Here is a 14,735-nt window from a genome sequence, read left to right on the forward strand (position 1 = left end):
TTTATACTTATCCACATGTTCACAAGCCCTATTACGATTACTTCTAGTTTTTATTACTAAATAATAATAAATATGCTCAAGATATTTAAATTAAGATTTGGAAAATGAAAGTGAGGAAAAATAGTCTATGAAATTCACTATTCATCGGGAGCAATTTGTTCAAAGTGTTCAGCATGTATCCAAAGCGATCTCCTCTAGAACAACGATTCCGATTCTTACAGGAATTAAGATTGATGCAACAGATGAAGGTGTAACATTAACCGGAAGTGACTCTGATATTTCGATTGAATGTTTTATCCCTAAGGAAGATGATGAGAACGAGTATGTCGAAATTGAAGAAGAAGGAAGCATCGTTCTGCAAGCGAAAGTCTTTGCTGATATCGTAAAGAAATTACCTGAAAACAAAATTGAACTGACTGTACAAGACCAATTTGCAACTACACTTAAGTCAGGATCTTCTGTTTTTAATTTAAATGGACTTGATCCGGAAGAATATCCACGGCTACCGCAAATTGAAGAGGACAGTGTTTTTAAACTACCGACTGACTTACTTAAAAACATTATCCGACAAACGGTCTTTGCTGTTTCGACAGTCGAAACGCGTCCAGTACTTACAGGAGTACACTGGCAGATTGAAGACGGTGAATTAACATGTACCTCTACAGACAGTCATCGCTTAGCTGTCCGAAAAGCGATGGCGGAAACGAACACCGACGACTTGCAATTTTCAAATGTAATCATTCCTGGACGGAGCTTAAGCGAATTAAGTAAGATCCTTGATGATTCAGATGAGTGGATTGATATTATCGTGACTGAAAATCAAATCCTGTTTAAAGCGAAAAACATCTTATTCTTTTCTCGCTTACTTGATGGCAACTATCCGGCTACCAGTAACATGATCCCAAACACATCCAAAACAGGATTGAAACTTGACACGAAAGTTTTACTACAAGCAACTGAGAGAGCCCTTCTTTTGTCAAGAGACGGGAAAAACAATGTCGTAAACATGAAAACGATGGAAAATGGACAAGTTGAAATTACCTCCATCACACCTGAAGTAGGAAAAGTAACTGAGGATCTTCAAAGCATTGAATTGACAGGTGAAGAATTACGCATTTCGTTTAACGGTAAAAACTTAATCGACGCGTTAAAAGTTGTCGATTCATCAGAAATTCATGTAACATTCACAGGAGCCATGAGTCCGTTTGTATTAAAACCTGTCGATCATGACAACACGCTCCACTTATTCTCACCAGTTAGAACGTACTAAAAATCAAACCTGTTGATTAGGCCCCTACTCGCTTAATCAACAGGTTTTTTACTTGTAACGTGGTGCCTGACCCCGCACAATTTTGTGTAAAATTGTGGACAAAAAAGTTTTTGTATAAGAATTAATAAGAGGACAGCTACCTTCACGCCGCTCGTCTCGTGCGTTATTTGAGCCCCAGACCTTTGAATAAGCGGTCTTTTTTGGTCCTTGGTAAAGAAATTTGTCGAACGTGATTGGAGTCCTTTTGATAATCGATTTAGTAAAAGTTCAATGAGAGTTGGCGAAATAACAAAACTTTTAGTACAATATAGATTGAGACTATTTGCGTGTTTATGTACGTGAACGTTTCAAAGTGAAATGTGGAAAGTGAGTGACCATCGATGGAACAAACGGTGAAAATCGAAGGTGAATTTATCACCCTGGGACAACTTTTAAAAGAAGTTGGTGCAATTGATACAGGTGGTATGGCGAAGTGGTTTCTTAGCGAATATGTTGTATATGTAAACAATGAAGCAGAAAACCGCCGTGGACGGAAGTTGTACCGAGGAGATATTGTGCGATTAGAAGGTGGCGAAACTTTTGAATTGGATTAAACAATGTCGAACGATTCAGACGAGGGATTCTCTTGCAAATTGACCAGCTGACAGTCAAAAACTATCGAAATTATCCAGCAGTTAATTTGACATTTGAAAATGAAGTTAACGTCATCATTGGAGAAAATGCTCAGGGTAAAACAAATCTGATGGAAGCCATTTATGTTCTAGGGATGGCAAAATCTCATCGAACACCGAGAGACAAAGAATTAATTCGGTGGGATGAAGATTTTGCAAAAATCGAAGGTAAGCTTACAAAACGTACAGGCCCACTTCATATGGAAGTGGTGTTTTCTAATCAGGGCAAAAAAGTGAAGCTGAACCATTTAGAGAAAAAACGGCTCAGCGATTATATTGGTACGTGTAATATTGTCATGTTCGCCCCGGAAGATTTGAACTTAGTGAAAGGGAGCCCACAAGTTCGAAGGCGATTTATAGATATGGAGATGGGACAAATTCATTCCGTTTATCTATATCATCTGGCTCGTTACCATAAAATATTAAAACAGCGAAACCAATTATTAAAAAACATGCAGATGAAGCGAAATAGTGGAGATCAAGATCGGGCCATGCTCGACGTCATAACAGATCAACTTATCGAATCAGCTGCTCACGTTGTTGAAAAACGTTTTTCCTTTCTAAAAAAACTCCAGCAATGGGCCGAAGAAATTCATAAAGAAATAAGCAGAGGTCTTGAAAAGCTGGAGATTCGATATATTCCAACCTGCAACGTATCAGAAGACATGGACTTGTCGACAATGAAAAGTAAGATGAGAAATGAATTTTCTGAACTTGGAGATCGTGAAATGTTAAGAGGCACAACGTTAATTGGACCTCACAGAGACGATTTAAAGTTTTTTGTAAATGACAGAGATATTCAAGTTTATGGTTCACAGGGACAGCAGCGGACAACGGCATTATCTTTAAAGTTAGCAGAAATCGAATTAATCTATGAAAAAGTAGGCGAATACCCCATCTTACTACTAGATGACGTGTTATCTGAGTTAGATGACCACCGTCAATCCCATTTACTCAGTGCGATTCAAGGAAAAGTGCAAACATTTGTCACGACGACAAGTGTGGATGGCATTCATCATGAAACATTGCAAAACGCCCGTCTGTTTTATGTAGATCAAGGTACGGTAGAGCAAAAGAAATGAGGTGGTCTTAATGTTTATACATTTAGGCGGAGATACAGTTATCCGCTCAAAAGATGTTGTGGCAATCCTCGACCACCAAAGTAGAGGCTTGTCTCAAGATAATCAAACATTTTTAACCCGGTGCAGTAAAGACAAGGATACAACCGAAATATCATCAGACATCATCAAATCTGTTGTTGTCACTGAAGAACGTGTGTACTTATCACCTATCTCTTCATTGACACTAAAGCGACGAGCACATACTGCAGTAGACTTTGATGATGAAGAGCTTGACCAATATAGAGAAAATGAGTAATTCATTGGATGATCAAATGAATGAAAAAGAAATATATCATTCCATGCAGTTGTGAACTGCAGAGAAGTGTAGGTGAAGAAATTGACCATTGAACAACAGCAATCCTATGATGAGAGTCAAATTCAAGTATTAGAAGGCTTAGAAGCTGTACGAAAACGTCCAGGAATGTATATTGGATCAACAAGTAGCCGTGGACTCCATCACCTCGTCTGGGAAATTGTAGACAACAGTATTGATGAAGCGATGGGCGGACATTGTGATGAGATTCGCGTCACAATCGAAGAAGACAATAGTATTACTGTTGAGGATAACGGTCGAGGGATTCCGGTAGGTATTCAAGAAAAAATGGGACGCCCCGCAGTCGAGGTCATTATGACCGTATTGCACGCAGGAGGAAAATTCGGCGGCGGCGGCTATAAAGTTTCAGGAGGACTGCACGGTGTTGGTGCCTCCGTAGTAAACGCCCTCTCCAACAAATTAGAGGTTGAAGTGCATAAAGAAGGCAGCATATATTATCAAGAATATCACCGTGGTGTACCCAAAGAAGATTTATCCGTCACTGGTTCAACAAAAAAGCAAGGAACGATTATCCGTTTTAAACCAGATCCCGAGATTTTCACTGAGACAACAGAATATGAATTCGACATCTTAGCTAATCGACTGAGGGAACTTGCTTTTCTTAATCGCGGACTAAGAATTTTTATTGCAGATAAACGAGGAGAACAAAAAGAATCGGAATATTATTATGAGGGCGGAATTGCTTCTTTTGTGGAACACTTAAACCGTACAAAAGAGCCAATTCATGAGCCACCGATCTTTTTAGAAGGTGAAAGAGCAGAAATCTCCCTCGAAATTGCTATGCAGTACAATGAAGGTTTTGCCAGCAACCTTTACTCGTTTGCAAATAATATTAATACTCATGAAGGCGGTACGCACGAATCAGGCTTTAAAACGGCCCTGACTCGTGTAATTAATGATTATGCTCGAAAGAATAACATGTTTAAAGAAAATGATCCGAACCTCGTTGGAGATGATGTGAGAGAAGGTTTAACAGCGATCGTCTCTGTTAAAATTCCTGACCCGCAGTTCGAAGGTCAAACAAAAACGAAGCTTGGAAATAGTGAAGCGCGTACCATTACAGATTCCCTCTTTACAGAGCATTTAACCAAATTTCTTGCAGAAAATCCTCAGGTAGCACGGAAACTTGTCGAAAAAGGGATTTTAGCATCAAGGGCTCGGGATGCAGCTAAGAAAGCACGAGAGCTAACTCGACGCAAATCTGCATTAGAAGTAAGTTCATTACCTGGGAAATTAGCGGATTGCTCAACGAAGGATGCTTCTATTAGTGAACTATATATCGTTGAGGGTGACTCAGCAGGAGGATCTGCCAAACAAGGACGTGACCGCCATTTCCAAGCGATCCTTCCGCTTAGAGGAAAGATTATAAACGTTGAAAAAGCCCGATTAGATAAAATTTTATCTAATAATGAGATACGGGCAATTATTACTGCGCTTGGTACAGGAGTCGGAGAAGATTTTGACATCTCGAAGGCCCGTTACCATAAAATTATCATTATGACCGATGCCGATGTCGATGGTGCTCACATCCGCACACTCTTACTCACCTTCTTCTATCGCTACATGAGACCTCTCATTGAAGAAGGATACGTTTATATTGCCCAACCACCTCTATACAAAATTCAGCAAGGCAAGCAGGTGCACTACGCATATAACGATAAAGAAATGGAACTCATTATGAGTGAAATCTCAGAAAGTCCTAAACCTGGTCTCCAGCGCTACAAAGGTTTAGGAGAGATGAATCCTACACAGTTATGGGAAACGACAATGGACCCAAGCTTCCGCACTGTTCTTCAAGTTACCCTTGAAGATGCGATGATGGCTGATGAAGTGTTTGAAACATTGATGGGGGATCGAGTCGAACCACGTCGAGACTTCATCCAAGAAAATGCTCATTACGTTAAGAACTTGGACGTGTAACTAGTCAAATAACATCATAATATAAGGGCCTTTCCGTGCAATCTGATTTTTCAAAACATTGCATGGAGCTTCTTCTTACAGTTTAGATTTAATTTTGTCAGTGAAAATCCAAAGAATATTTCTCTCTACTCGGATAACCGGGCCACATAGGGAGAAGCTGAACGGATCATACCGACCCGTTTTGACTTAGAGAAAACGGAGGTAAGCGCAATGTCTGAGCAAGACCAATCAAGAGTGAAAGAAATAAATATTAGTCAAGAAATGAAAACGTCATTTATGGACTACGCTATGAGTGTTATCGTCAGCCGGGCTCTCCCAGATGTACGAGATGGTCTTAAGCCGGTTCACCGTCGAATATTATATGCGATGAACGAGCTCGGGATGACACCGGATAAAGCGTTTAAAAAATCTGCACGTATCGTCGGAGAAGTTATCGGTAAGTACCACCCACACGGCGACTCTGCGGTCTATGAAACAATGGTACGCATGGCTCAAGATTTTAGCTATCGATACATGCTCGTTAATGGACACGGAAACTTTGGTTCAGTCGATGGCGATGCAGCTGCAGCTATGCGTTACACAGAAGCAAAATTAGCTAAAATCTCAATGGAAATCGTTCGAGATATTAATAAAGATACGATCGATTACCAGGATAACTATGACGGAAGTGAACGGGAACCGATTGTTCTACCGGCACGATTCCCTAATCTTCTTGTCAATGGTACTTCAGGAATTGCTGTTGGTATGGCGACAAACATTCCACCCCACAATTTGGAGGAAGTTATTGATGGTGTCTTGGCCTTAAGTAAAGATCGCGACTTAACGAATCAGGATTTAATGGAATACATTCCAGGACCGGATTTCCCGACAGGTGCTGAAATTGTCGGTATTTCGGGAATTCGTAGAGCTTATGAAACTGGGAAAGGTTCTATTATTATTCGTGCGAAAGCAGAAATAGAAGACCATAACGGTAAACCGTGGATTATTGTGAATGAGTTGCCGTACCAGGTCAATAAAGCGAAACTTATTGAAAAAATTGCTGAACTTGTTCGAGATAAAAAGATTGATGGTATTACAGACCTGCGAGATGAGTCTGATCGAACAGGAATGCGAATTGTAATTGAACTGAGAAAAGACGTGAACGCCAACGTACTGTTAAATAATTTGTACAAGCAGACCGCTTTGCAAACAAGTTTTGGCATTAATACTCTTGCCTTAGTGAATGGACAGCCAAAAGTTCTCGACTTACGTTCTGTGTTATCACATTATATTGATCACCAGATTGAGGTTATTCGTCGTCGAACTGCATTTGAACTGAAGAAAGCAGAAGCCAGGGCGCATATTTTAGAAGGTCTGCGGATTGCTCTTGATCACATTGATGAGATCATCGCCTTAATTCGCGGTTCTCAAACAACAGAAATCGCTCGTCAAGGTTTAATGGAAAACTACGAACTAAGCTATGAGCAAGCACAAGCAATCCTGGACATGCGTTTACAGCGTTTAACAGGCTTAGAGAGAGACAAAATAGAATCAGAATACCAAGAGTTACTTGCACGTATTCAAGAATTAAAAGCGATTTTAGCTGATGAAGAAAAAGTGTTAGAAATCATTCGTGAAGAACTAACAGACATCAAAGATCGTTATAGTGATGACCGTCGTACAGTAATTACAATTGGAGAAGACAGCTTTGAAGACGAAGATTTAATTCCTCGTCAAAATGTCGTCATCACATTAAGCCATAACGGATACATTAAACGAATGCCAGTATCTACTTACCGCAGTCAAAAGCGCGGAGGACGAGGTATTCAAGCAATGGGAACCCATGATGATGACTTTGTGCAGCATCTCTTTATCACAAATTCTCATAATGTACTCCTGTTCTTTACAAATAAAGGGAAAGTGTATCGCTTAAAAGGATATGAAATTCCTGAGCTTGGTCGTACAGCTAAAGGGATCCCGATTATCAATTTGCTGCAAATTGAAAAAGATGAGTACATCAGTACGGTTATTCCGATCGAAGCATTCGAAGAAGATAAATACCTCTTCTTTATGACAAAACATGGAGTTACAAAACGATCTGCATTGTCTTCTTTTGCAAATATTCGTCGAGTTGGGTTATTTGCAATAAATCTGAGGGAAGAAGATGAACTCCACGGCGTGCGTCTAACAGACGGCAATCAGGAAATGATTGCAGGTACGAAAAAAGGAATGTCCATACGTTTTCATGAAAATGATGTCCGACTCATGGGAAGAACGGCAACTGGCGTCAAAGGCGTCGCCCTGCAAAATAACGATGAAGTTGTCGGCATGGATATTATTGAAGAGAATCAGGATGTATTAATCGTTACCGAAAATGGTTTCGGAAAACGTACGACCATTGATGAGTATCGTATTCAAAGTCGTGGTGGTAAAGGGATAAAGACGTGTAACATTACAGACAAAAACGGTGAGCTCGTTTCCTTAAAGGTTGTTTCAGATGATGATGACTTAATGATTATTACGAACTCAGGTGTGGTCATCCGTATGCACGTCAACGAAATTTCACAAACGAGCCGAAATACACAAGGTGTTAGATTGATCCGTGTAGCCGAACAGGAGCACGTGTCTACTGTTGCTCGCGTGAACATTGAAGATGAAGAAATTGAAGAGGGAAATGAGGAACTTGCTTCTGAAGTCGATGGAGAAGTAATAAATCAAGATGACCAAGATGACGATGAAACAGAAGGAACATTAGATGGCGAAAACGAAAAAAATGATGCAGAAACTGAGGAATAATGGGACGTAAACACGTAAACATTGTCCGGCTCATTAGATCGTCATTGTGATTGAAAATCGAGGGTGTCTCAAAAGGTTAAAAACCTTTTGAGACGCTCTTTTTTTAGGTAGAAAGTATAAGTGGATAGCTTACTTCACACCGCTCGTCTTAAGAGAAAAGTATCTTTGAAGCTTAAAAACATCCGAAGGAAGCTAACGTCTTTTACTTTAAGGAAGTTTAATTTCAATAGAGCAATAAAAAGACGCAACATTGTTACTTTTGAACTTGCCATGCGTGACAAGAAATGTATTCTCTAAATAGTAGAAAAAAGAATAGTCTGATTGACAAGTTGTCCCCTATCCTTTCCAATAAGAGTAGACAAAGTGACGAAGGAGAGTTTGTGAATGCGTGTAAGAACAGAAGACTTAATTCCAGGGTGTATTATTTCTGAAGACGTTTATAAACAAGGTGCGACACCGATCGTGAAAAAAAATACGACATTAAGTCAATTACATATCGACATGCTTCATGTATTCTTTATTAATGATGTTCCAATAGAAGCGAAATTGAAAAATGGCCGGATGTATACTCCAAATGGAGTATTATATGAAGAAAAGCCAGAAGAGGAAGTGCCATCTGACGTAAAGGAAGAAAAAAACCTTTCGTTTACTACAAGGTATTTGGATGCAGTTAATGAATATAAAAAGTTGTTTCACCATTGGCAAGGAGGTGCAAAAGTGGACCCTCTTGCTGTGCGTCAACTTTTCCTTGGCCTCATTGAGGTCCTTCCGACTAAAAAAGAGCTAAATGACCTCTATCGACTAAGTTTGAAAAAAGATTATCTTTATTTCCATTCGGTATCTGTGGCATTAATAAGCTTTCTATTAGGGAAAAAGCTGTCGATTAAAGAAGGGGAGTTGATTCAATTAGGAATTGCAGGTTTATTGTCTGATGCAGGCATGGCTAAAATCCACTCAGATATTTGGATGAAAAATGGAGAACTTTTGGAGAGGGAGTTTGCTGAAGTACAACAACATCCATTATATAGTTACCGAATGCTCGAGGAAGTAAAAGGGATTTCGCAACAAGCTTTGTTAGGTGTACTTCAGCATCATGAAAGGGAAGATGGAAATGGTTATCCATTAAAAGCAAAAGGAGATAAAATTCATTTATTTGCTAAGATTATTGGAGTCGTTGATATTTATCATGCAATGACTACCGATCGTGTATATAGGAAAAGACAAACATCATACCAAGTGTTTGAAAAGCTTGTGAAAGATGAGTTTGGAAAATTGGATGCGGTTGTCGTTAAACAGTTGAGCCGATTATTATTAGATTTAGATATTGGTAAAAAGGTACGTTTATCAAATGGTGAAGTTGGGGAAATCGTATATCTACAGGATCATGAACCAACACGCCCTATACTCAGAATGTCTAGTAATGATGAACTATTCAAGCTATCATCGACTCCTCATATATATATTGAATGTGAAGCAGGAGAAGAGTAAAATTTATTATGTATCGGAGAATAGCTAACCTCTTTGTTATAACGTTTTAAAAAAGAGTGAATATCTTTTAAAAAACTCTTGTGTAATAAGTGACCCTATGGTATATTTATATTTGTCGCTTTGAGAGAAGCGGTGAACATAACATTTTAATAGATTCCTCACGAAAACTTTTTTTGAAATAAAGTATTGACGGGGATATGATGAGATGGTATGATTATTGAGTCGCTTTAAACGAGGCGCCTGAAACAATTGACCTTTGAAAACTAAACAAAAAGCCAAGCGAAACGTGGGATATTGAGAGATATTCCGTCAATGAATTATTTATGATGTCAGAGACATCGAACTTTCTACGGAGAGTTTGATCCTGGCTCAGGACGAACGCTGGCGGCGTGCCTAATACATGCAAGTCGAGCGCGGGAAGCAAGCGGATCCCTTCGGGGTGAAACTTGTGGAACGAGCGGCGGACGGGTGAGTAACACGTGGGCAACCTGCCTCACAGACTGGGATAACTCCGGGAAACCGGGGCTAATACCGGATGATCAAAGGGATCGCATGATTCTTTTGTAAAAGTTGGGTTTTACCTAACACTGTGAGATGGGCCCGCGGCGCATTAGCTAGTTGGTGAGGTAGTGGCTCACCAAGGCGACGATGCGTAGCCGACCTGAGAGGGTGATCGGCCACACTGGGACTGAGACACGGCCCAGACTCCTACGGGAGGCAGCAGTAGGGAATCATCCGCAATGGGCGAAAGCCTGACGGTGCAACGCCGCGTGAGTGATGACGGTCTTCGGATTGTAAAGCTCTGTTGTTAGGGAAGAACAAGTGCCGTGCGAATAGAACGGCACCTTGACGGTACCTAACCAGAAAGCCCCGGCTAACTACGTGCCAGCAGCCGCGGTAATACGTAGGGGGCAAGCGTTGTCCGGAATTATTGGGCGTAAAGCGCGCGCAGGCGGTTCTTTAAGTCTGATGTGAAAGCCCACGGCTCAACCGTGGAGGGTCATTGGAAACTGGGGAACTTGAGTGTAGGAGAGGAAAGTGGAATTCCAAGTGTAGCGGTGAAATGCGTAGATATTTGGAGGAACACCAGTGGCGAAGGCGACTTTCTGGCCTACAACTGACGCTGAGGCGCGAAAGCGTGGGGAGCAAACAGGATTAGATACCCTGGTAGTCCACGCCGTAAACGATGAGTGCTAGGTGTTAGGGGTTTCGATACCCTTAGTGCCGAAGTTAACACATTAAGCACTCCGCCTGGGGAGTACGGCCGCAAGGCTGAAACTCAAAGGAATTGACGGGGGCCCGCACAAGCAGTGGAGCATGTGGTTTAATTCGAAGCAACGCGAAGAACCTTACCAGGTCTTGACATCCTCTGACACCCTTAGAGATAAGGCTTTCCCCTTCGGGGGACAGAGTGACAGGTGGTGCATGGTTGTCGTCAGCTCGTGTCGTGAGATGTTGGGTTAAGTCCCGCAACGAGCGCAACCCTTGATCTTAGTTGCCAGCATTAAGTTGGGCACTCTAAGGTGACTGCCGGTGACAAACCGGAGGAAGGTGGGGATGACGTCAAATCATCATGCCCCTTATGACCTGGGCTACACACGTGCTACAATGGATGGTACAAAGGGCAGCAAAGCCGCGAGGCCGAGCGAATCCCATAAAGCCATTCTCAGTTCGGATTGCAGGCTGCAACTCGCCTGCATGAAGCCGGAATTGCTAGTAATCGCGGATCAGCATGCCGCGGTGAATACGTTCCCGGGCCTTGTACACACCGCCCGTCACACCACGAGAGCTTGTAACACCCGAAGTCGGTGCGGTAACCTTTTGGAGCCAGCCGCCGAAGGTGGGACAGGTGATTGGGGTGAAGTCGTAACAAGGTATCCCTACCGGAAGGTGGGGATGGATCACCTCCTTTCTAAGGAGCTATTAAAGCTCAACGAGTTTTACAAAGGTTTTGCTTTGGTCTTTTTGTTTAGTTTTGAAAGGTTAATCCTTTCAAAACCTGTTCTTTGAAAACTAGATAACAGTAACGACATCAAATTTCTAATTTGAAAAAACTTTTTTGTGAGTTTCACCGGTTGTTTGATTATTTGAGAGAACAACCGAGTGTCTTAGAAAAAGACCAACGACATCGACGGTTAAGCTAATAAGAGCGCACGGTGGATGCCTTGGCACTAGGAGCCGAAGAAGGACGGGACGAACACCGATATGCTTCGGGGAGCTGTAAGTAAGCTTCGATCCGGAGATTTCCGAATGGGGGAACCCAGCACGCGTAATGGCGTGTTATTTATACCTGAATACATAGGGTATAAAAGGCAGACCCGGGGAACTGAAACATCTTAGTACCCGGAGGAAGAGAAAGCAAATGCGATTTCCTGAGTAGCGGCGAGCGAAACGGAAACAGCCCAAACCAAGAGGCTTGCCTCTTGGGGTTGTAGGACACTCCATTGGAGTTACAAAGGAACGGAGTAGATGAAGCGACCTGGAAAGGTCCGCGAGACAAGGTAACAGCCCTGTAGTCGAAACTTCGTTCCCTCCGGAGTGGATCCTGAGTACGGCGGGACACGTGAAACCCCGTCGGAATCCGGGAGGACCATCTCCCAAGGCTAAATACTTCCTAGTGACCGATAGTGAACCAGTACCGTGAGGGAAAGGTGAAAAGCACCCCGGGAGGGGAGTGAAAGAGATCCTGAAACCGTGTGCTTACAAGTAGTTGGAGCCCGTTAAAGGGTGACAGCGTGCCTTTTGTAGAATGAACCGGCGAGTTACGATTACGTGCAAGGTTAAGTTGAAGAGACGGAGCCGCAGCGAAAGCGAGTCTGAACAGGGCGTATCAAGTACGTGGTCGTAGACCCGAAACCAGGTGATCTACCCATGTCCAGGGTGAAGTCCAGGTAACACTGGATGGAGGCCCGAACCCACGCAAGTTGAAAATTGCGGGGATGAGGTGTGGGTAGGGGTGAAATGCCAATCGAACTTGGAGATAGCTGGTTCTCCCCGAAATAGCTTTAGGGCTAGCCTCGAGGTGAGAGTGTTGGAGGTAGAGCACTGATTGGACTAGGGGTCCCTACAGGATTACCGAATTCAGTCAAACTCCGAATGCCAATTACTTTTTACTCGGGAGTCAGACTGCGAGTGCTAAGATCCGTAGTCGAGAGGGAAACAGCCCAGACCATCAGCTAAGGTCCCAAAGTATACGTTAAGTGGAAAAGGATGTGGAGTTGCTTAGACAACCAGGATGTTGGCTTAGAAGCAGCCATCATTGAAAGAGTGCGTAATAGCTCACTGGTCGAGTGACTCTGCGCCGAAAATGTACCGGGGCTAAACGTATCACCGAAGCTATGGATTGTCCTTCGGACAGTGGTAGGGGAGCGTTCCAAGTGCCGTGAAGTCAGACCGAGAGGACTGGTGGAGCGCTTGGAAGTGAGAATGCCGGTATGAGTAGCGAAAAGAGGGGTGAGAATCCCCTCCGTCGAAAGCCTAAGGTTTCCTGAGGAAGGCTCGTCCGCTCAGGGTAAGTCGGGACCTAAGCCGAGGCCGAAAGGCGTAGGCGATGGCAAACAGGTTGAAATTCCTGTACCACCTCCTCACCGTTTGAGCAACGGGGGGACGCAGGAAGGTAGGGTAAGCGCGCCACTGGATGTGCGCGTCCAAGCAGTAAGGCTGGCAAGTAGGCAAATCCGCTTGTCGTAAGGCTGAGCTGTGATGGCGAGGGAAATTATAGTACCGAAGTTCCTGATCCTACACTGCCTAGAAAAGCCTCTAGTGAGGTGAGAGGTGCCCGTACCGCAAACCGACACAGGTAGGCGGGAAGAGAATTCTAAGACGCGCGGGAGAACTCTCGTTAAGGAACTCGGCAAAATGACCCCGTAACTTCGGGAGAAGGGGTGCTCTTTCGGGTTTATAGCCCAGGAGAGCCGCAGTGAAAAGGCCCAAGCGACTGTTTATCAAAAACACAGGTCTCTGCCAAGCCGCAAGGCGATGTATAGGGGCTGACACCTGCCCGGTGCTGGAAGGTTAAGAGGAGGGGTTATCCCTTAGGGGAGAAGCTCTGAATTGAAGCCCCAGTAAACGGCGGCCGTAACTATAACGGTCCTAAGGTAGCGAAATTCCTTGTCGGGTAAGTTCCGACCCGCACGAAAGGTGCAACGACTTGGGCACTGTCTCAACGAGAGACCCGGTGAAATTATATTACCTGTGAAGATGCAGGTTACCCGCGACAGGACGGAAAGACCCCATGGAGCTTTACTGTAGCTTGATATTGGATTTTGGTACAGCTTGTACAGGATAGGTAGGAGCCTTGGAAACCGGAGCGCCAGCTTCGGTGGAGGCATCGGTGGGATACTACCCTGGCTGTACTGACATTCTAACCCAGGACCGTGATCCGGTTCGGGGACAGTGTCAGGTGGGCAGTTTGACTGGGGCGGTCGCCTCCTAAAAAGTAACGGAGGCGCCCAAAGGTTCCCTCAGAATGGTTGGAAATCATTCGCAGAGTGCAAAGGCATAAGGGAGCTTGACTGCGAGACATACAGGTCGAGCAGGGACGAAAGTCGGGCTTAGTGATCCGGCGGCACCGCATGGAAGGGCCGTCGCTCAACGGATAAAAGCTACCCTGGGGATAACAGGCTTATCTCCCCCAAGAGTCCACATCGACGGGGAGGTTTGGCACCTCGATGTCGGCTCATCGCATCCTGGGGCTGAAGTAGGTCCCAAGGGTTGGGCTGTTCGCCCATTAAAGCGGTACGCGAGCTGGGTTCAGAACGTCGTGAGACAGTTCGGTCCCTATCCGTCGTGGGCGTAGGAAATTTGAGAGGAGCTGTCCTTAGTACGAGAGGACCGGGATGGACACACCGCTGGTGTACCAGTTGTTCCGCCAGGAGCATGGCTGGGTAGCTACGTGTGGAAGGGATAAGTGCTGAAAGCATCTAAGCATGAAGCCCCCCTCAAGATGAGATTTCCCATTACGTTAAGTAAGTAAGATCCCTCAGAGACGATGAGGTTGATAGGTCTCGTGTGGAAGCGTGGTGACACGTGGAGCTGAGAGATACTAATCGATCGAGGGCTTATCCAAAAAACGATGTTGTTTGTCTTTAAGAAACTCACAAAGGTTTCAAGTTGAAGCTGTTATCTAGTTTTGAGAGAACAAGGTTTTCTCAAAA

General features: G+C 43.7%; 7 protein-coding genes and 2 rRNA genes. All 9 read left to right on the forward strand.

What is annotated here, in order from left to right:
* Nucleotides 1-127 precede the first annotated feature (127 nt).
* A complete protein-coding gene (gene dnaN, locus CDZ94_RS13940) occupies nucleotides 128-1,270 on the forward strand; it encodes a DNA polymerase III subunit beta (RefSeq protein ID WP_096438040.1) in 1,143 nt (380 codons plus the stop codon).
* A 380-nt stretch (nucleotides 1,271-1,650) separates the two neighbouring features.
* Nucleotides 1,651-1,863 (forward strand): S4 domain-containing protein YaaA, encoded by a 213-nt coding sequence (gene yaaA / locus CDZ94_RS13945; protein WP_096438043.1) that lies wholly within the window; start codon nucleotides 1,651-1,653, stop codon nucleotides 1,861-1,863.
* A gap of 32 nt (nucleotides 1,864-1,895) precedes the next feature.
* On the forward strand, nucleotides 1,896-3,023 hold the full coding sequence (recF, locus tag CDZ94_RS13950) for a DNA replication/repair protein RecF (RefSeq protein WP_096438045.1): 1,128 nt from the start codon (nucleotides 1,896-1,898) through the stop codon (nucleotides 3,021-3,023).
* A gap of 10 nt (nucleotides 3,024-3,033) precedes the next feature.
* Nucleotides 3,034-3,318 (forward strand): extracellular matrix regulator RemB, encoded by a 285-nt coding sequence (remB, locus tag CDZ94_RS13955; RefSeq protein ID WP_096438047.1) that lies wholly within the window; start codon nucleotides 3,034-3,036, stop codon nucleotides 3,316-3,318.
* 87 nt (nucleotides 3,319-3,405) lie between these two features.
* Entirely contained in the window at nucleotides 3,406-5,316 is a 1,911-nt protein-coding gene (gene gyrB, locus CDZ94_RS13960; RefSeq protein ID WP_198546746.1) for a DNA topoisomerase (ATP-hydrolyzing) subunit B, read from the forward strand.
* A 210-nt stretch (nucleotides 5,317-5,526) separates the two neighbouring features.
* Nucleotides 5,527-8,091 (forward strand): DNA gyrase subunit A, encoded by a 2,565-nt coding sequence (gene gyrA / locus CDZ94_RS13965; protein WP_096438051.1) that lies wholly within the window; start codon nucleotides 5,527-5,529, stop codon nucleotides 8,089-8,091.
* Between the two features lie 384 nt (nucleotides 8,092-8,475).
* Nucleotides 8,476-9,579: an HD-GYP domain-containing protein gene (locus CDZ94_RS13970; protein WP_096438053.1), complete on the forward strand. Its 1,104-nt coding sequence runs from the start codon at nucleotides 8,476-8,478 to the stop codon at nucleotides 9,577-9,579.
* A gap of 346 nt (nucleotides 9,580-9,925) precedes the next feature.
* Nucleotides 9,926-11,491, forward strand: a 16S ribosomal RNA gene (locus CDZ94_RS13975).
* 221 nt (nucleotides 11,492-11,712) lie between these two features.
* Nucleotides 11,713-14,647, forward strand: a 23S ribosomal RNA gene (locus CDZ94_RS13980).
* Together the 16S and 23S rRNA genes form the textbook arrangement of a ribosomal RNA operon.
* Nucleotides 14,648-14,735 lie beyond the last annotated feature (88 nt).

The organism is Alteribacter populi, from assembly GCF_002352765.1.
GTDB lineage: Bacteria > Bacillota > Bacilli > Bacillales > Salisediminibacteriaceae > Alteribacter > Alteribacter populi.

Excerpts from the sequence above, each read along its gene's own strand:
- dnaN (WP_096438040.1), top strand. The coding sequence starts at position 128 with ATGAAATTCACTATTCATCGGGAGCAATTTGTTCAAAGTGTTCAGCAT.
- yaaA (WP_096438043.1), top strand. The coding sequence starts at position 1,651 with ATGGAACAAACGGTGAAAATCGAAGGTGAATTTATCACCCTGGGACAA.
- remB (WP_096438047.1), top strand. The coding sequence starts at position 3,034 with ATGTTTATACATTTAGGCGGAGATACAGTTATCCGCTCAAAAGATGTT.
- gyrA (WP_096438051.1), top strand. The coding sequence starts at position 5,527 with ATGTCTGAGCAAGACCAATCAAGAGTGAAAGAAATAAATATTAGTCAA.
- CDZ94_RS13970 (WP_096438053.1), top strand. The coding sequence starts at position 8,476 with ATGCGTGTAAGAACAGAAGACTTAATTCCAGGGTGTATTATTTCTGAA.